This window comes from Actinomycetospora cinnamomea (assembly GCF_003096675.1).
In the GTDB taxonomy this organism is placed as follows: Bacteria; Actinomycetota; Actinomycetes; order Mycobacteriales; family Pseudonocardiaceae; genus Actinomycetospora; species Actinomycetospora cinnamomea.
Map to the genome: position 1 here is coordinate 673,415 of NZ_QEKW01000001.1, position 15,140 is coordinate 688,554.

Below are 15,140 nucleotides of genomic sequence, written 5' to 3' on the forward strand. Positions count from 1 at the left end.
GCGTACGCCTCGTCCGGTCCACGGGCCGGAGACGGGAGTGCCGGCATGAGCCCGGCCCCGACCACCTCGCCCTCCACCACCACCGTCCCGCCCGTGGACGGCTCGCACTCCGTCCGGCTGCGGCTGAAGGCGGCGGCTCCTGTGTCGGGATACGTCGACGGCGGTTGGTGGCCGCGCTCGCGTGACCTGACGGCCGAGCTGCCCCCGATGATCGCCGAGCTGGGCGACCGCGTGGGGCCGGTGACGCGCATCAGCTTCCACCTCGGCGCGTGGGAACCGGCGCCGCGGCGGCTGCCGACGGGCCCGCGGCTGGAGGGATTCCGCACGACCGACCCGCGCACGCTGACCGTCGTGGGACGCTCCGGGGCCCGACTCGTCCTGCTCGTCGTCCCGCCGCCGACCGACGGCCCCGCGGCGGAGGCGGCCCTGGACGCGGCGGCGACCGCGGGCGACGTGCGCTCCCCCACCGACCTGCTGGGCGACGGGCCCGGAGCGAGCCCACCCTCCTGACCCCTCGCGACCCGACGCACCCGCCCGCACGACGAAGGACATCATGAGCGCGACCGAAGCCCCGACCGTCACCACCGAGCACGACGCGAAGACGTCGTGCACCGTCTGCCCGCATGCCTGGTCGGCCCACGACGCGCTCGGGCGACGCTTCTGCACCGCCACCCGGGACGTGCGCTGGTCACGAGGCTGCATCTGCCCGGCGCTCACCCTCCGAGGGACCTGAGGGCCCGCGTCGCTCACTGCCGCCACGCGGTCTGGTGCTCCGACGAGCGTGCGAGCCGCCCGACCGGGCAACGCGGAGTCACGGTCCTCTCACGAGGGCGGCGGGTACTGCGTCCTTCCGACGGCTCCGTCGTCTGTGGGACTGTCCATCTCCATCCCGAACCCGTGTACGGAGGGGTCGGCGTGACGACATCAACCCACGAATCCGTGGTCGGCCCGGGCAGCCGGACGACCGAGGACGTCTGGCGGGAGTTCGGGGCGCAGCTGCGCGCGTTCGTGCATCGGAGGGTCGCCGACCCGCAGCGGGCGGAGGATGTCCTCGGTGAGATCGTGCTGAGCATCCACCGCGGCCTCGGCCGCGTCGGTGATCACGAGCACCTGACGCGGTGGGTCTATCGCATCACCCGCAACGCGATCGTCGACGAGTATCGACGGGCGGAGCGCGAGTACGCCCGGGAGCGGGCCCTCCCCGACGACGCCGTCGAGCTCGTCGGCGAGGTGGGGGATGGTGGCGACCCGACGGTGCTCCGGGAGCTGGCGGTGTGCCTGCGGCCGCTGCTCGATGAGTTGCCGCCGGATCAGCGTCGAGCGTTGGAGCTGACCGATCTGGAGGGGCTGACCCAGGCCGACGCTGCCGGGCGCGAGGGAATGTCGGTCTCGGGGATGAAGTCGAGGGTTCAACGTGGCCGGCGTCGGCTGGCGGAGTTGCTCGGCCGGTGCTGCGAGCTGACCCTCGATGCCCGGGGCACGCCGATGGACTACTCCCGACCGGCCGGCTGTCGGTGTGGCTGAGCCCCGGGCCGGGGCCCGCTGACGGCGGGATCCCGGCCCGGCACGGTCAGCGACAACACGTGCCGCCGGCATCGGCGGCCCCGCTCTCGCACGCGGTCGCGCACGCCGATGTCGTCTGCCCGTCGGGATCGGCCGGCGAATCATCGGTGACGGCGTAGTACTCCCACCAGCCGGTGGGCACGTCCGGAGCGGTGACGAAGACCTTGTCCTGCACCGCGTGACAACAGACGTCCTGCTCGGCCGGCGTCGCGTCCAGACCGGCGTCGCGGAACCGGGTCAGCGCCGCCGTGACCTCCTCGGGGGTCTCAGCCTCGACCCCCAGGTGGTTGAGGCGCTCCCCCTCCCCCGGCTTCTCGATCAGCACGAGCTTGAGCGGCGGGTCCTCGACGGCGAAGTTCGCGTAGCCCTCGCGCTGCTTGTGCGGCGGCACGCCGAACAGCCTGGTGTAGAAGGCGGTTGCGGCCGCGAGGTCGGTGACGTTGAGCGCGAGCTGGACGCGGGTGGTGGGCATGGCGTGCCTCCCTGATCTGCGGCACCCGGCCGGGTCGCCCCCGTCGGGTCCCGCACGCCGTGGTGTCGCTGCTACTGACGTCGAGACGGGGCGAGGGACGCAGCTGCGTCCTTCGCCGGGGGTCGTCGTCAGTACCGGCGTCACAGGACGTCTCGGAGGTGCCCCATGAACGGACAGCTGCAGGTCATGCCGGAGGAGTGGAGTCGGGCGATGGCCGTCGTCGCCCATCCCGACGACCTGGAGTACGGCGCAGCCAGCGCGGTCGCGCGCTGGACCCGGGCCGGCCGGTCGGTCGCCTACGTCATCGTCACCGACGGCGAGGCCGGGATCGACGGCCTCGACCCGGCCGAGGCGGGGCCGGTGCGGCAGAAGGAGCAGATCGCGAGCGCCGCGCTCGTCGGGGTCGACGATGTGACCTTTCTCGGACGCCGTGACGGTGTCGTCGAGACCGGCCTGGACCTGCGCCGCCACATCGCGCGCCACATCCGCCGCTTCCGTCCGGAGGTGCTGGTGACCGCGACCTTCGAGATGACCTACGGCCTGGCGGACGGACAGCGAATCCTGAACCAGGCTGACCACCGGGCCGTCGGCGTCGCGGTGCTCGATGCCGCCCGTGACGCCGGCAACCGATGGGTCTTCCCGGAGTTGCTCGATGAGGGCTACGCGCCGTGGACCGGGGTGCGGCACGTCTACGTGGTGGGCGCATCCGACCCCACCCATGCCGCCGACGTCACCGACACCCTGGAGCCCGGAGTGGCGTCGCTCCGCGCACACGAGGCGTACCTGCGCGGACTCGGCCGCGACTTCGACCCCGAGACGTTCGTGCGCGCCACGACGGCAACGGCCGGGGCGGCCCTCGGTGTTCCGCACGCCGTCGCGTTCGGACAGATACGCCTTCAGGGCGTGTGACGACTGCTCGGGCCGCCCTACCGACCCCGGGTGGCGTCAGGCCGGCTGATCGCGGCGCCGGCGGAGACGGGTGGCTCGAGGTGGGACCGGCAGAGGCCCCTCCCCGACGACATGGCCGTCGATCTCGGCGGCCCACCGATGGTCGGCGCCGGCGCGCTCGCAGAGGCGCGCCGTCACGGCTCACCGTGCTTCGTCGTCCTGCCACGGCGACCAACCGTCGGGAACACGGTCCCGGTGTCGAGACCGCTCGCCTTCTTCGCCTTCTTGGCCGCGCGCTTCTCCTTGATGGACTTGTCGGACTTCTTGCTCGGACTCTGGCGCGGTGACTTGTCGGACATCAGAGAGCGCTCCTCGCGGACCGAACCCGGCGGTATCCGCGCCGAGTGGTGACGACCGGCACGGGTCCCGTCTGAGTTGTGCGCACCCATCTGTTCGTCTCAGGCCGGAGCTCGGCTCCGGAGCCGGCTCACCGAGCAACCTACTCTCGAGGGTGGAGAAAACCGACCCTTCCGGTTCTCCGATCTCCCGCCGTCCGTCCCTCCGGGTCCCACCGGCAGGACTGCACACCGGCGGGGATCGGGGTTCGAGCCAGCGCAACGGTGGGCGACCGAAAGAGGGTGACCGAGGATGAGCAGGCGAATGACGATCCTCCTGCGAGGGGGACACGAGATCGTCCTGCAAGGTGTCGACGACGAGGATGCAGAACGACTGCTGCACCGATTCGCCGAGATCTTCGAACAGGGCGAACCGAAGGGCTGCACGACGACCCCCGACGGCACCTTGATCCGGCACTCGGAGGTGGTCGGCGTGCGCGACCTGAGCGAGCAGGCGTTGAGCAACCGCTCCGGTCGGTACCACTGAGAGCCGCTGCGGGGTGCGACGACCCCGGTGAGCGCCCGACGTGGCGGACCCGTGGGCGCGTGGCGGTCACACCGTTTCTCGACGACCCGCCGGGGCGGGCAGCCCTCCCGCCGCGCTCCGCCCCGCCGCACCGGCCCCCTCGGCCGGTTGGAACAGCTCGATCAGGTTCCCGTCCGGGTCGGCGATCAGCACCTGGCGCCCACCGGGACCGGTGACGAGGTCGCTGCGGAAGGTCAGCCCGGCGCGCCGGAGGCGGGCGATCTCGTCGTCGAGGTCGTCGACGACGAGGTGGATGCGGTTGTGGCCCGGGGCCGCGGCGCCGCCGGGGGTGGCCCGCGCGCCGGAGCTGGCCGGGCCGGACAGCAGGAGCCGCAGCGGCCCGCGCAGGACGTCGGCGAACGCCGGCGCGGCCGTCGTGTGGAGCGTGAACCCGAGATGGGTCGTGTAGAACGCGATCGCCGCGTCGACGTCCCGGACGAGGTACCGCACGCTGGCGTGCTGGTGGTGCTCGGTCATGGTGGATCCTCCGGTCTTCCTGTCGTGGCGAGGACGGGGAGCAGGTGCCTGACACGGGTGTCGATGTCCGCGGCGGTGCGGCGGAACGCTCCGTCGCCGGGCCCGGTGGGGTCGGGCGCGGCGGGGTCGCGGACGCTCCAGTGGATCTTCTGCCACTGGCCGGGGAACTCCGGACACACCTCGCGCGCCTTGTCGCACAGGGTGACCACGACGTCGAACTTCCGGTCGGCGAGGGCGTCCAGGTGTCGTGGCCGCCGGCCGGACACGTCGATGCCGAATCCCTCCCGCAGGGCGCGGACGGCCTCGGGATGCAGCTCGTCCCTGGGTCGGGTGCCCGCGCTGGTGGCCGACACGCGACCGGCGGAGTGGCGGCGCAGCAGCGCCTCGGCGATCGGTGAGCGGGCGCTGTTGCCCGTGCACACGAACAGCACCTCGAGGCGTCGGGCGCTCGGCCCGGCCGCCGGCTCGGGGGGCTGCGCCGGCCGCAGGGCGGGGTGGAGTGCGGCGCCGGTGTCGCGCAGGCCCTCGCCGCAGCGATCCAGGTCGAGGTGGTAGTAGCTGTCGCGCCCGTCGAAACTGCTGCGGGAGCTGGTGACCAGGCCGCCGTCCCGCAGCAGCCGCAGGTGGTACGAGACCAGGTTCTGGGGTTCCCCGACCCGCGCGACCAGCTCGCGGACCCGGTGGTCGCTCACCGCGAGCTCGGTCATCAGCCGCCACCGCAGCGGATGTGCGGCGAGCCGCACGAACGCCGGCAGCTCGGCTTGACCCGTGGACGACATGGCCGGGAGTATGCGCGCGCGGCACGAATGCATCAAGCTCCTTTGATGCATCTCGACGACAGGAGCCGGATGACCGACCACGCGGGACTCGTTCGCCGGCTCGGCGTCGCCGACGCGGTGGTCATCGGTCTCGGCTCGATGATCGGCGCGGGGGTGTTCTCGGCGTTCGCGCCGGCCGCGGCGGCCGCCGGGGGCGGGCTGCTCATCGGGCTGGCGATCGCCGCCGTCGTGGCGTACTGCAACGCCACCTCCTCGGCGCAGCTCGCCGCGCAGTACCCCACGTCGGGCGGGACCTACGTCTACGGTCGCGAGCGCCTCGGCGACTGGTGGGGCTTCCTCGCCGGTTGGGGATTCGTGATCGGCAAGACGGCCAGCTGCGCGGCGATGGCCCTGACCTTCGCCGCCTACACGGTGCCGCCGGCGTGGCAGCGCCCCACCGCGGTGGCGGCCGTGCTCGTGCTGGCCGCCGTGAACTACCGCGGCATCACGCGCACTGCCCGCCTCACGCGCGTGATCGTCGTCGTCGTGCTGCTCGCGCTGGCCGTGGTCGTCGCCGCGGCGCTCCTCGGCGGCCAGGCCGGTCCCGACGACGCGGCGCCGCTGTGGTCCCCCGGTGCGGCGGGGCCCTACGGGGTCCTGCAGTCCGCGGGCCTGCTGTTCTTCGCCTTCGCGGGCTACGCGCGGATCGCCACGCTGGGCGAGGAGGTCCGCGACCCGGAGCGCACGATCCCGCGCTCCATCGTCATCGCCCTCGCCGTCGCGGTCGCGGTGTACGCGCTGGTCGCGGTGACCGTCCTGCTCGCCCTCGGGCCGGAGCGGCTCGCCGTGTCGCGGGCACCGCTGGCCGACGCCGTCGCCGTCGGGAGCTGGGGGTGGGCCCTCCCCGTGGTGGCGGTCGGCGGGGCGGCCGCCACCCTCGGGGCCCTCCTGGCGTTGATCGCCGGGGTCGGCCGGACGACGCTGGCCATGGCGCGCCAGGCCGACCTCCCCCGCTGGGTGGCCGCCGTGCACCCCCGCCACCAGGTCCCGCACCGCGCCGAGATCACCGTCGCCGTCGTCGTCTGCCTGCTCGTGCTGACCACCGACCTGCGCGGCGCGATCGGGTTCTCCTCGTTCGGCGTCCTGCTGTACTACCTCGTGGCCAACCTCTCGGCCTTCACCCAGCCGCCCGACCAGCGACGCTTCCCCCGATGGCTGCAGGTCCTCGGCGCCGCCGGCTGCCTGCTCCTCGTGGCGACCCTGCCGTGGCAGGCCGTGCTGGCCGGGCTCGCCGTGTTCGCCGTGGGCATCGCCTACCGCCTCGCGCGGCTCGCCGGCCCGGGGACGTGACGACCTACAACAGCCGCGTGGCGAGGAGGGACTGCCCCGGCCCGGAGAGCTCGTCGACGGCGTCGGCGCGGCCGGCCATGGCCATCAGCAACGGCTCGGCCGGACCCTCGACGACCGGGCCGCTGCCGGACGTCCAGCCGATGTCGGTGGCGACCAGGCGCAGACCCCGAGCCCGCGACCACGCGCGGATGGGCGGGGCGACCCGGGCGAAGGACAGCGCCGCGGAGAGCCGCTCGGCGGGCACCTCGCGCGGTGCGCCGAGCGCGCGGCGGATGTCCTGGTGGTGGATGAGCCCGTCGACCAGTCCGATGCGTCCGCCGAACCGCGCGGTCAGGCCGGCAGGTCGGAGACGGGTCTTGAGCTCGGTGAGCAGCTCGTGCGGGGCGAGGGAGGCGTACGAGTCGACGCCGACCTGGTTGACCCGGTCGGGACGGAACCGGCCACGGGCGAAGCGTCCGACGAAGGCGGCCGGGCCGAGGTCGTCGTAGCTGATGACGTGGGCGACGACGTCACGCACGCTCCACCGGTCGCACAGGGTCGGCGAGTCCCAGTGCTCGGGGGCGAGTCCGGCGAGGAAGTCGGCCAGGTCGGCACGCTCGTCCTGCGCGAGCCGGAGCGTGTCCGGCCTGGTCAAGACCGTTCCACCATCTGCGCGTAGGCGGTGAGCAGCGCGACCCACCCGCCGCCGCCGTGCTCGATGGCACCGTGGACACCCTCGCCGCCGACCAGGCGCTCGAAGTGGCGCTGCTCGACCTCGACGGTGGTCTGCTCGGGTCCGTCGGCGTGGAAGCGGACCTCGATCTCGCTGGCGTGGGCCGGGTCGGGGTCGAACCGCCAGTCGCCGCCGATCTGCCAGGTGAACACCACCCGCTCCGGGGGCTCCCAGGCGAGCACCCGGCCCCAGTCGCACTCGCTGCCGTCGACCCCGCGCTCGAACCACCGCCCGCCATGGTGGGGTTCGAGGACGACGTCGGCGACCTCGGCCGCCCCGATGTGGTACTGGCGCGGCCACCAGGCACCGAAGTGGCCTGTGAACAGCTCGAACGCGCGGTCACGCCCGATGTTGACGGTGGTCTTGCCCTCGATCGCCGGGATCGGTGTGGTCATGGCTGCCCCCTGCGGACTGGTGGGTGTGCTCGTCGGCGACGGCTTGCTCGGCGAACTTGTGGAAGTCCGCCAGGGCGTGCTCCCAGACACCGTCCAGCCACGACCGCAGCGCGGCGACGCCGTGAGGGTCGAGGCGGTAGATGCGGCGCGTGCCCTCGGCGTGCGAGACGACGAGACCGCCGTCCTTGAGCGCCTTGAGGTGCTGGGAGACCGCCGGCCGGCTGATCGGGAGCTGCTCGGCGAGCTCGCCGACCGAGCTGGGCCGGCGCGCCAGCGTCTCGAAGATCGCACGGCGCATGGGGTCGCCCAGCAACCCCAGCCCGGCGTCTCGGTAAGCTGACACGAACGGTAAGCCTAGAGCGACCGAGCAGTCCGCGGTAGCCCCTGAATCAGCGCACGAGCGGCGTCAGCCGGGCAGCCGCGCGACGAACGCGTAGCCGCGGACGTCGAACGTGCGGGCGTTGGCCTCCCCCTCGGCCCCGCCGAAGGTGTCCCACTCCGGTCCGATCTCGACGTCGACGAAACCGGTCTGCTCGAGCATGTCCTGCCAGCCCTCACGGGGCAGCCCGCCCGCGATTCAACCGGTCCACAGGTCGATGTCGCGCCTCGCCTCCTCGGGCACCGGGCGTCCGTTGGCGATGTCGGCGAACTGCAGGCGTCCGCCGGGCCGCAGGACGCGGCGGATCTCCTGGAGCACGGCCGCCTTGTCGGCGCACAGGTTGATGACGCCGTTGGAGATCACCACGTCGGCCCAGTCGTCGGGCACGGGCAGGTCCTCGGCGAGGCCCGCACGGAACTCGACGTGCCCGAGCCCCAGCGACGCGACGGTCGCGCGCGCCCGGTCGAGCATCTCCTCGGTCATGTCCACGCCCACCACGCGGCCCTCGGGACCGACCTGGTTCGCAGCGACGACGCTGTCGAAGCCGCCACCGCTGCCGACGTCCACGACGGTCTCGCCGCGACCGAGGGGGCCGGGCGCGAAGGGATTGCCGACCCCGGCGAACGACTCCACCACGGCCTCGGGCAGGGGGTCGACGGTCTCGGCGGGATAGTCGAGCCGCTCGGCGAGCGACCGCCCGGTGTGGAAGTGGAAGGCCCCTTGGGGCTGGGTCGCCACCTCCCGGTACTTGGCGCGGACCTCGTCCCGCAGCACGCCGGGATCCACCAACAGGTCACCCATGGCCGTCCCTCGCTGTCCCTCGTCGTCGAGCGGTGGAGCGGCGCCGGGCGTGGACGCCGCCCGATCCGGACAAATCCGACCGTCCCGCGGGTCGCTCCGCGGTGTCAAGGGCGTGGTCGCCGCGGCGGTTCATGCGGCCGCCGTCTCCACGGGGAGCCCGGCGAGGGCCCAGTCGGCCCAGCCGCCGGGCAGCAGACGTGCGTCGCGGCCCGCCGCGCGCAGCAGCCGCGCGGCCTCGGGTGCGTAGACGCAGTAGGGCCCGCGGCAGTAGGCCACGATCTGCGCGTCGGGGGGCAGGTCGTCGATGCGGGCGGCGAGCTCGTCGAGCGGCATCGAGCGCGCCCGGGGGATGTGGCCGGCGTCGTACTCGGCCCTGGGGCGCACGTCGAGGACCACGGTGGCGCCGTCGCGCAGGCGGGTGGCGAGCTCGTCGCGGTCGATCGCCTCCAACCCGGCGGTGTCGCCGAGGTAGGCCCGGACGGCGCGTTCGGCGCCGGCCGCGCGGGTGTTCGCGACCCTGGTGAGCGTGGCCAGCAGGTCGAGCACGTCAGGGCCGGCGAGCCGGTAGTACACGCGGTTGCCCTCGCGGCGCGTCACGACGAGCCCGGCCTCGCGCAGGGCGCGCAGCTGCGCCGAGGTGTTGCCGACCGTGGCCGCGGCGACCGTCGCGAGGTCCTCGACACTGCGCTCGGCCTGGGCGAGCAGATCGAGCAGCTGCAGCCGCAGTGGGTTGCCCAGCACCTGCCCGACGCGGGCGAACTCGCCGTACATCGCGAGCTTGTCGGCGGTGCCGCCGCCTGCCGTCTCCATGGCACTACCGTACAACTCTACAAATCTTTTGAACAGTGTGTCAGAGTGGCGAGGTGGAACCGATCGCGGTGGTCGACGAGGGCCTCGGCAACAGCAGCTACATGCTCGACCTCGGCGACGGTCGGGCAGCGGTCATCGACCCGGCGCGCGACCCGCGCCCCTACTCCCGCCACGCCCGACGACGCGGGCTGGGCGTCGCCTACGCGGTGGAGACCCACGTGCACGCCGACTTCGTCACCGGCACCCGCGAGCTCGCCGCGGACGGCGCGGAGATCGTGGCCGCAGCCGGCGCGGAGCTCCGCTATCCCCACCGCGGTGTCCGGGACGGGGACCGGGTCGATCTCGGCGGGCTGGTGCTGGAGGTCTTCGCGACCCCGGGGCACACCCCGGCGCACGTGGCGTGGCTGTTGCGTGACGGCGAGGCCCCCCTCGGGGTGTTCACCGGCGGCGCCCTGGGGGTCGGCGGGATGGCCCGCACCGACCTGGCCGGGCGGGAGCGCACCGAGGAACTCGCCCGGGCCGCGTACCGGTCGATCCACGATCGGCTGCTGGCCCTGCCCGACGAGCTGCCCGTGTGGCCGACCCACGGGGCGGGCTCGTTCTGCTCGACCGACGCCGGAGGTGAGCGCGCGAGCACCATCGGCGCGGAGAAGGACCACAACCCGTTGCTCACCGGGGACCCCGACGAGGACACCTTCGTCGCCCGGCTGACCGCCGGGTTCGGGTCCTACCCCGCCTACTTCGACCGCCTCCCGACCGAGAACCAGGCCGGCCCGCGCGTCCTCGGCAGGCCGTGGCCGGCGCTGCCCCTGCCCGACCTCGACGTCAACGCCGTGCAGGACCTGCTGGCCCGCGGGGCGCAGGTCGTCGACGCTCGCCCGATCGACCGCTTCGCCCGCGGACACCTGCCCGGGGCGATCTCCGACGAGCTGCGCGGGCAGTTCGGGACCTGGCTGGGCTGGGTCGTCGACCCGACCCGCCCCGTCGTGCTCGTCGTCGACGACGACCAGGACCTCGACGAGCTGGTCCGCCAGGCCCTCACCGTCGGCGTCGAGGACCTCGCCGGTCGTCTGGCCGGCGGGGTCGAGACCTGGCGTGCCGAGGGACTCCCGCTGCAGACCCTGCCCCTGATCGACGTCGACGCGATCGACCGCCAGGACGTGCTCGACATCCGCCAGGACGCCGAGTGGCAGGCCGGACACCTCCCCCACGCCGCCCACGTGGAGCTCGGGGCGCTCGCCACCGGCGCCGACGTCCCGGTCTCCGGGGCGACCGCGGTGATGTGCGCCCACGGGCAGCGCTCGATGACCGCCGCCAGCCTGATCGCCCGCGACCGCGGCACCGACCAGGGGCTGGAGGTCGTCGCGGGATCCGCCCAGGACTGGGCGGAGGTCACGGGCCGCGACCTGGAGCACGGCGCGTGAGGATCCCGCCGGTCGTCGGCGGACGACCTGTCCGTCTGGGGCTGCGGGCCAACGCGGGCCAGTTCGCCCTGCTCGCGCTGGTCAACCTGTTCGTCGGCGGCATGGTCGGCCTCGAACGCACCGTCACCCCGCTCGTGGGCACCGAGCAGTTCGGCCTCAGCGAGCTGACCGTGTCGATGTTCGTCGTGGCCTTCGGGGTCACCAAGGCGCTGACCAACCTCTACGGCGGGCTGGTCATCAACCGGTTCACCCGCAAGACCGTGCTCACCGCAGGCTGGGTGATCGGGCTGCCGGTGCCACTGATGCTGGCCTACGGCCCCGCCTGGTGGTGGGTGATCGCCGCCAACGTGCTGCTCGGCGTCAACCAGGGCCTGACCTGGTCGATGACGGTGAACATGAAGATCGACCTCGTCGGCCCCCGCAACCGCGGGCTGGCGCTGGGCATCAACGAGACCGCCGGCTACCTCGGCGTCGCCGTCACCGCCCTGCTGACCGGCGCGCTGGCCACCCGCTACGGGCTGCGCCCCGCCCCCGAGCTGCTCGGCCTGGCCTACGTCGTCGCCGGATTGCTGCTCACGGTGCTGGTGGTGCGCGACACCGGCGACCACGCCGAGCTCGAGCGCCGGAACCACCACAGCCCCGACCCCGGCAGGCCACCCAGGCTGGGCGCGATCATGGCCGAGACCTCCTGGCGGAACCGGACCGCTGCCGGCGCCAGCCAGGCCGGCCTGGTCAACAACCTCAACGACGGCCTGACCTGGGTCATCCTGCCGGTGCTGCTGGTGGCGCACGCCGTCTCGGTCGGCGGCGTCGGGCTGATCAAGGCGCTCTACCCGTTCCTGTGGGCGGTCGGGATGCTCGGCACCGGCTGGCTCGCCGACCGCGTCGGGCGCAAGCTGCCGTCCGTGGTCGGGATGTGGGTCCAGGCGGCCGGGCTGGTGGTGATCGTGGCCGGGCTCGCGCGTCCCCTGGCCGCGGGCGTCGTCGGCGCGCTGCTGCTCGGCATCGGGACCGCCCTGGTGTATCCCGCACTGCTCGCCGTCGTCTCCGACGCCGTCCACCCGTCCCACCGGGCCGCGGCCCTCGGGGTCTACCGCTTCTGGCGTGACGCCGGCTACGCCGTCGGCGCCCTCGTCGGCGGCCTCGTCGCCGCGTTCGCGTCCCTCGAGGCCGCCGTCCTCACCGCCGCGGGGCTCACCGCCGCCTCCGCGATCGCCGCGCAGCTGCTCATGAGCGAGACGAACCCCACCGCCGCCGCCCACCCCGACCACGCCGACGGGACCGGACGATGACCGCCTCCTCCTCTCGTCCGGACCGCTCCCCGGCAGACGAGTCGCCCTCCGGGAGCCCGCCGTCTCCCGCCGACGCGCCCGAGCAGCGACGCATCCTGGCCGTGCTCGTCGGGGCACAGGTGCTCAGCGGCGCCGGACTGGCCGCGGGCATCACCGTCGGCGCGCTGCTCGCCGAGCGGATGCTCGGCTCGACCGGCCTCGCCGGACTCCCCGCGGCGCTGTTCACGCTCGGCTCCGCGCTGACCGCGCTCGTCGTCGGCCGGATCAGCCAGGCCCGGGGACGACGCCCCGGCCTCGGCGTCGGGTACGGCGCCGGCGCGCTCGGCGCCCTCGGGGTCGTGGCCGCGGCCGCCCTCGAGAGCCCGGTCCTGTTGTTCGTGGCCCTGTTCGTCTACGGCGCCGGCACCGCGACCAACCTGCAGGCCCGCTACGCCGGCGCCGACCTCGCCCACCCCGCCCGCCGCGGTCGAGCGGTCAGCATCGTGCTGCTGGCCACCACCGCCGGGGGTGTGGCCGGACCGAACCTCGCGACCACCACCGACGCGGTCGCCACCGGGATGGGCCTGCCCCCGCTGACCGGCCCGTTCGCGCTCGCCGCGGTCGCCTACGGCGCCGCCGCCCTCGTGCTGGCCACGCTGCTGCGCCCCGACCCGTTGCTGACGGCCCGCGCCCGCACGTCCCCGGCGACGGACCAGGCGCGGGCCTCCGAGCGACCCGACGAGGACGCGGGCCCGGCGCCCACGAGCTCGGGCGCGTGGTCACCGCCCGTGCTGGCCGGGGCCACCACCATGATCGTGACCCAGCTGGTCATGGTCGCGATCATGACCATGACCCCGGTGCACATCATCGGCCACGGGCACGGGGTCGGCGCCGCGGGAGCGGTCATCGGCGTGCACGTCGCCGCGATGTACCTCCCCTCCCCGCTCAGCGGCTGGATCGTCGACCGGTGGGGTTCCGCGGCGGCCGCGGTGCTGGCCGGGTTCGTGCTGCTCGCCTCCGGGCTGCTCGCCGCGCTCGCACCGACCGACGCCCTGGTCGCCCTGACCATCGCCCTTGCCCTGCTCGGTCTCGGGTGGAACCTCGGGCTGCTCAGCGGCACCACCGCCCTGGCCCACGCGCTGGACCCCGGCACCCGCGCGCGCACGCAGGGCAACATCGACGTGGCCGTCGCCTTCGCAGGGGCCGGGGGCGGGCTGGGCTCCGGACTGGTGGTCGCCGCCTCCGGCTATCCCGCCCTCGCCCTGGCCGGTGGGCTCCTGGCGGTGGTAACCCTGCTCGCGGCCGCGGCCGCGGCCGCGGCCGCCGGCCGACGCCGACCCTCGACGTCACCGCGGGAAGCATCGACCACGACGGGAGGGCCCGGAGGCTGACCGGGGCCGACGACCGTCACCCGCCCGGCCCGCGTCCTCACGAGGCGGCCAGGGCACCGTTCTCGACGAGGAGGTCCCGGACCTCGGGGAGGTCACCGAACGCGGCGGCGACGTCCGCAGGGGCCGCCACCCGATGGGCGTTCCCGCGCAGGTAGGCGCGCAGGGCCCGGTCGAAGCGCTCCTCCCCGGCCCGCTGTCGCGCCTCGACGAGGGCGGCGCCGCCCTGGTTGTAGACCACCTGGACGTAGCGGTCGAAGCCGAAGTAGTAGCCCCAGTAGCTCATGGGTCGTCCGACCTCGCCGAGGGAGTCGTCGGGGATGTCGGCCAGCACGTAGCCGCCCTCCTGATCGGTGGCCACGGCCTGGGCCATCGTGGTGAAGGACTCGTCGATCCAGGGGTCCCGGGCCTGGTTGTTGCCCACGAGCCCGTAGAACCACTGGTGGGCGAGCTCGTGGGCCACCAGCGAGTCCAGCTGACCCCGGCCGAGATCACCGAACTGCAGGGCCGAGGGGAACTCGATGCCCGAGCTCTGCGCCGGGATGACACTGATCCACAGCTCCGGGTAGGGGAACGGCCCGAGCTGCTCGCCGAGTCGGTCGACGTACCGTTCGACCCGATCGAGCCACTCCTGCGGCGGCACCGCGGTCCCCGCGACGGGGGTGCCGAGGTGCACGCGGGTGCCGCCGACGTCGCGCTCGACGACGTCGAGGCGGCCGACGGTCACCGCGACATTGCGCACCGCGTCCGCGGCGAAGCGGTGGGTGGTGGTGCCGGGCGCGGCCCCGGGCGACGCGCCGGCCGGGGTACCGGTGCCGAGCACCGCGAGCCCCTCCGGCGCGGTGACCGCGAGATCCCGGAGCCGGAAGTCCTCGCTGGTCGCGGTCTCGCCGGCGATGGACACGGCGTCCTCGCGCGCCCACCCCTCCCCACGGACCCAGGCGAGCAGCGGGAAGCCGGTGGCCCACCACGCCATGAGGGGTGCGCGGGAGAAGCCGATCCGGTCGTTCGCGTCCTCGCCCAGCACCAGCGTGAAGTCGAGCTCGGCGGTGATGGTGCGGCCCGCCGGGGCGCAGCCGGTGAGGGGCAGCTCGATCAGGGTGCCGGGGGCGTTCTCCGGTGCGCCGGCGGGGAGGACGCGGGGAGCGACGGCCCGACCGTCCACGGCGGCGGCGGTGACCCGCATCGCCGTGCCGTCGCGGGCCATCACCGGCTTGTTGGGCCACGCGCGGAACACCAGTTCGCAGACGGGCAGGTCGGGAGTGAACACCACCCGTTCCCGGCCGGTGACGCGATCCAGGCCGGGCGCGACGTCGAACGCGAGGTCGACGACGGGACGGTCGTCCCAGAGGCTGTCCGCGTACTCGGCGGCGCCGTCCTCGACGGTCCGGCCACAGCCGGCGCTCACCACCAGCAGGGCGGCGAGCAGGGCGACGACCCGGCGGAGCGCCGGCGCGCGGGAGCGCGGGCGCCGGGGTGCTGTGGGTGCTGTGGGTGCTGTGGGTGATGTGGGTGATGTAGGCGCTGTGGG

General features: G+C 74.1%; 20 protein-coding genes. 9 read left to right on the forward strand and 11 right to left on the reverse strand.

Going from position 1 to position 15,140, the window contains the following annotated elements:
• The first annotated feature begins 45 nt into the window (after positions 1–45).
• The 3 genes from C8D89_RS03120 (at position 46) to C8D89_RS03130 (ending at position 1,524) form a co-directional block, all read left to right on the forward strand.
• Positions 46–510, forward strand: coding sequence for a DUF5994 family protein (locus C8D89_RS03120; protein ID WP_116706548.1), 465 nt, complete (start codon positions 46–48; stop codon positions 508–510).
• 43 nt (positions 511–553) lie between these two features.
• A complete protein-coding gene (locus tag C8D89_RS03125) occupies positions 554–733 on the forward strand; it encodes an RGCVC family protein (RefSeq protein WP_116706549.1) in 180 nt (59 codons plus the stop codon).
• A 182-nt stretch (positions 734–915) separates the two neighbouring features.
• A complete protein-coding gene (locus C8D89_RS03130) occupies positions 916–1,524 on the forward strand; it encodes a sigma-70 family RNA polymerase sigma factor (protein WP_207787001.1) in 609 nt (202 codons plus the stop codon).
• A 46-nt stretch (positions 1,525–1,570) separates the two neighbouring features.
• On the opposite strand, the gene C8D89_RS03135 is transcribed toward C8D89_RS03130, so the two are convergent.
• A complete protein-coding gene (locus tag C8D89_RS03135; protein WP_116706551.1) occupies positions 1,571–2,035 on the reverse strand; it encodes an ArsI/CadI family heavy metal resistance metalloenzyme in 465 nt (154 codons plus the stop codon).
• Between the two features lie 165 nt (positions 2,036–2,200).
• Between C8D89_RS03135 and C8D89_RS03140 the strand changes: the two genes are divergently transcribed.
• Positions 2,201–2,944, forward strand: a complete 744-nt coding sequence (locus C8D89_RS03140) for a PIG-L deacetylase family protein (protein ID WP_116706552.1) — start codon at positions 2,201–2,203, stop codon at positions 2,942–2,944.
• A gap of 173 nt (positions 2,945–3,117) precedes the next feature.
• On the opposite strand, the gene C8D89_RS29000 is transcribed toward C8D89_RS03140, so the two are convergent.
• Positions 3,118–3,282, reverse strand: a complete 165-nt coding sequence (locus C8D89_RS29000) for a hypothetical protein (RefSeq protein ID WP_165825520.1) — start codon at positions 3,280–3,282, stop codon at positions 3,118–3,120.
• A 301-nt stretch (positions 3,283–3,583) separates the two neighbouring features.
• On the opposite strand from C8D89_RS29000, the gene C8D89_RS03145 reads away from it, so the two are divergent.
• A complete protein-coding gene (locus tag C8D89_RS03145) occupies positions 3,584–3,805 on the forward strand; it encodes a hypothetical protein (protein WP_116706553.1) in 222 nt (73 codons plus the stop codon).
• Positions 3,806–3,871: 66 nt separating this feature from the next.
• Here C8D89_RS03145 and C8D89_RS03150 read toward each other — a convergent pair whose 3' ends face one another.
• Together C8D89_RS03150 and C8D89_RS03155 are read right to left on the reverse strand one after the other, a co-directional pair.
• On the reverse strand, positions 3,872–4,321 hold the full coding sequence (locus C8D89_RS03150) for a VOC family protein (RefSeq protein WP_116706554.1): 450 nt from the start codon (positions 4,319–4,321) through the stop codon (positions 3,872–3,874).
• Entirely contained in the window at positions 4,318–5,100 is a 783-nt protein-coding gene (locus C8D89_RS03155; RefSeq protein ID WP_116706555.1) for an arsenate reductase/protein-tyrosine-phosphatase family protein, read from the reverse strand. Before C8D89_RS03155 ends, C8D89_RS03150 begins: the two co-directional genes overlap by 4 nt.
• Before the next feature lie 69 nt (positions 5,101–5,169).
• Between C8D89_RS03155 and C8D89_RS03160 the strand changes: the two genes are divergently transcribed.
• Positions 5,170–6,429 (forward strand): APC family permease, encoded by a 1,260-nt coding sequence (locus C8D89_RS03160; RefSeq protein WP_116706556.1) that lies wholly within the window; start codon positions 5,170–5,172, stop codon positions 6,427–6,429.
• A 4-nt stretch (positions 6,430–6,433) separates the two neighbouring features.
• Here C8D89_RS03160 and C8D89_RS03165 read toward each other — a convergent pair whose 3' ends face one another.
• The 6 genes from C8D89_RS03165 to C8D89_RS03185 form a co-directional block, all read right to left on the reverse strand.
• Positions 6,434–7,063, reverse strand: coding sequence for a maleylpyruvate isomerase family mycothiol-dependent enzyme (locus tag C8D89_RS03165; protein WP_116706557.1), 630 nt, complete (start codon positions 7,061–7,063; stop codon positions 6,434–6,436).
• Positions 7,060–7,536 carry an SRPBCC family protein gene (locus tag C8D89_RS03170; protein WP_116706558.1) on the reverse strand — a complete coding sequence of 159 codons (477 nt, stop codon included), beginning with the start codon at positions 7,534–7,536 and terminating at the stop codon, positions 7,060–7,062. The genes C8D89_RS03165 and C8D89_RS03170 overlap by 4 nt, the downstream gene beginning before the upstream one ends.
• Complete coding sequence (locus tag C8D89_RS03175) at positions 7,481–7,879, reverse strand: ArsR/SmtB family transcription factor (protein WP_165825521.1); 399 nt, start codon at positions 7,877–7,879, stop codon at positions 7,481–7,483. The genes C8D89_RS03170 and C8D89_RS03175 overlap by 56 nt, the downstream gene beginning before the upstream one ends.
• 63 nt (positions 7,880–7,942) lie before the next feature.
• Positions 7,943–8,077, reverse strand: a complete 135-nt coding sequence (locus C8D89_RS31295; protein ID WP_279323350.1) for a hypothetical protein — start codon at positions 8,075–8,077, stop codon at positions 7,943–7,945.
• 36 nt (positions 8,078–8,113) lie between these two features.
• Positions 8,114–8,716, reverse strand: coding sequence for a methyltransferase domain-containing protein (locus C8D89_RS03180; RefSeq protein WP_116706560.1), 603 nt, complete (start codon positions 8,714–8,716; stop codon positions 8,114–8,116).
• A 129-nt stretch (positions 8,717–8,845) separates the two neighbouring features.
• On the reverse strand, positions 8,846–9,526 hold the full coding sequence (locus C8D89_RS03185; RefSeq protein ID WP_116706561.1) for an ArsR family transcriptional regulator: 681 nt from the start codon (positions 9,524–9,526) through the stop codon (positions 8,846–8,848).
• Positions 9,527–9,579: 53 nt separating this feature from the next.
• Between C8D89_RS03185 and C8D89_RS03190 the strand changes: the two genes are divergently transcribed.
• The 3 genes from C8D89_RS03190 to C8D89_RS03200 are packed head-to-tail and all read left to right on the forward strand — an operon-like array spanning position 9,580 to position 13,612.
• Positions 9,580–10,950: an MBL fold metallo-hydrolase gene (locus C8D89_RS03190; RefSeq protein WP_243417773.1), complete on the forward strand. Its 1,371-nt coding sequence runs from the start codon at positions 9,580–9,582 to the stop codon at positions 10,948–10,950.
• Positions 10,947–12,242: an MFS transporter gene (locus tag C8D89_RS03195; protein WP_243417775.1), complete on the forward strand. Its 1,296-nt coding sequence runs from the start codon at positions 10,947–10,949 to the stop codon at positions 12,240–12,242. Before C8D89_RS03190 ends, C8D89_RS03195 begins: the two co-directional genes overlap by 4 nt.
• On the forward strand, positions 12,239–13,612 hold the full coding sequence (locus C8D89_RS03200; RefSeq protein ID WP_116706562.1) for an MFS transporter: 1,374 nt from the start codon (positions 12,239–12,241) through the stop codon (positions 13,610–13,612). The genes C8D89_RS03195 and C8D89_RS03200 overlap by 4 nt, the downstream gene beginning before the upstream one ends.
• Before the next feature lie 37 nt (positions 13,613–13,649).
• On the opposite strand, the gene C8D89_RS03205 is transcribed toward C8D89_RS03200, so the two are convergent.
• A complete protein-coding gene (locus C8D89_RS03205; RefSeq protein ID WP_243417777.1) occupies positions 13,650–15,017 on the reverse strand; it encodes a M1 family aminopeptidase in 1,368 nt (455 codons plus the stop codon).
• Between the last annotated feature and the right edge of the window lie 123 nt (positions 15,018–15,140).

What these genes read in the sequence shown, in the direction of transcription:
- C8D89_RS29000 (WP_165825520.1), bottom strand. Translation starts at nt 3,282, where the DNA reads ATGTCCGACAAGTCACCGCGCCAGAGTCCGAGCAAGAAGTCCGACAAG.
- C8D89_RS31295 (WP_279323350.1), bottom strand. Translation starts at nt 8,077, where the DNA reads ATGCTCGAGCAGACCGGTTTCGTCGACGTCGAGATCGGACCGGAGTGG.
- C8D89_RS03160 (WP_116706556.1), top strand. Translation starts at nt 5,170, where the DNA reads ATGACCGACCACGCGGGACTCGTTCGCCGGCTCGGCGTCGCCGACGCG.
- C8D89_RS03120 (WP_116706548.1), top strand. Translation starts at nt 46, where the DNA reads ATGAGCCCGGCCCCGACCACCTCGCCCTCCACCACCACCGTCCCGCCC.
- C8D89_RS03185 (WP_116706561.1), bottom strand. Translation starts at nt 9,526, where the DNA reads ATGGAGACGGCAGGCGGCGGCACCGCCGACAAGCTCGCGATGTACGGC.
- C8D89_RS03125 (WP_116706549.1), top strand. Translation starts at nt 554, where the DNA reads ATGAGCGCGACCGAAGCCCCGACCGTCACCACCGAGCACGACGCGAAG.
- C8D89_RS03200 (WP_116706562.1), top strand. Translation starts at nt 12,239, where the DNA reads ATGACCGCCTCCTCCTCTCGTCCGGACCGCTCCCCGGCAGACGAGTCG.
- C8D89_RS03180 (WP_116706560.1), bottom strand. Translation starts at nt 8,716, where the DNA reads ATGGGTGACCTGTTGGTGGATCCCGGCGTGCTGCGGGACGAGGTCCGC.
- C8D89_RS03135 (WP_116706551.1), bottom strand. Translation starts at nt 2,035, where the DNA reads ATGCCCACCACCCGCGTCCAGCTCGCGCTCAACGTCACCGACCTCGCG.
- C8D89_RS03145 (WP_116706553.1), top strand. Translation starts at nt 3,584, where the DNA reads ATGACGATCCTCCTGCGAGGGGGACACGAGATCGTCCTGCAAGGTGTC.
- C8D89_RS03170 (WP_116706558.1), bottom strand. Translation starts at nt 7,536, where the DNA reads ATGACCACACCGATCCCGGCGATCGAGGGCAAGACCACCGTCAACATC.
- C8D89_RS03150 (WP_116706554.1), bottom strand. Translation starts at nt 4,321, where the DNA reads ATGACCGAGCACCACCAGCACGCCAGCGTGCGGTACCTCGTCCGGGAC.
- C8D89_RS03140 (WP_116706552.1), top strand. Translation starts at nt 2,201, where the DNA reads ATGAACGGACAGCTGCAGGTCATGCCGGAGGAGTGGAGTCGGGCGATG.
- C8D89_RS03155 (WP_116706555.1), bottom strand. Translation starts at nt 5,100, where the DNA reads ATGTCGTCCACGGGTCAAGCCGAGCTGCCGGCGTTCGTGCGGCTCGCC.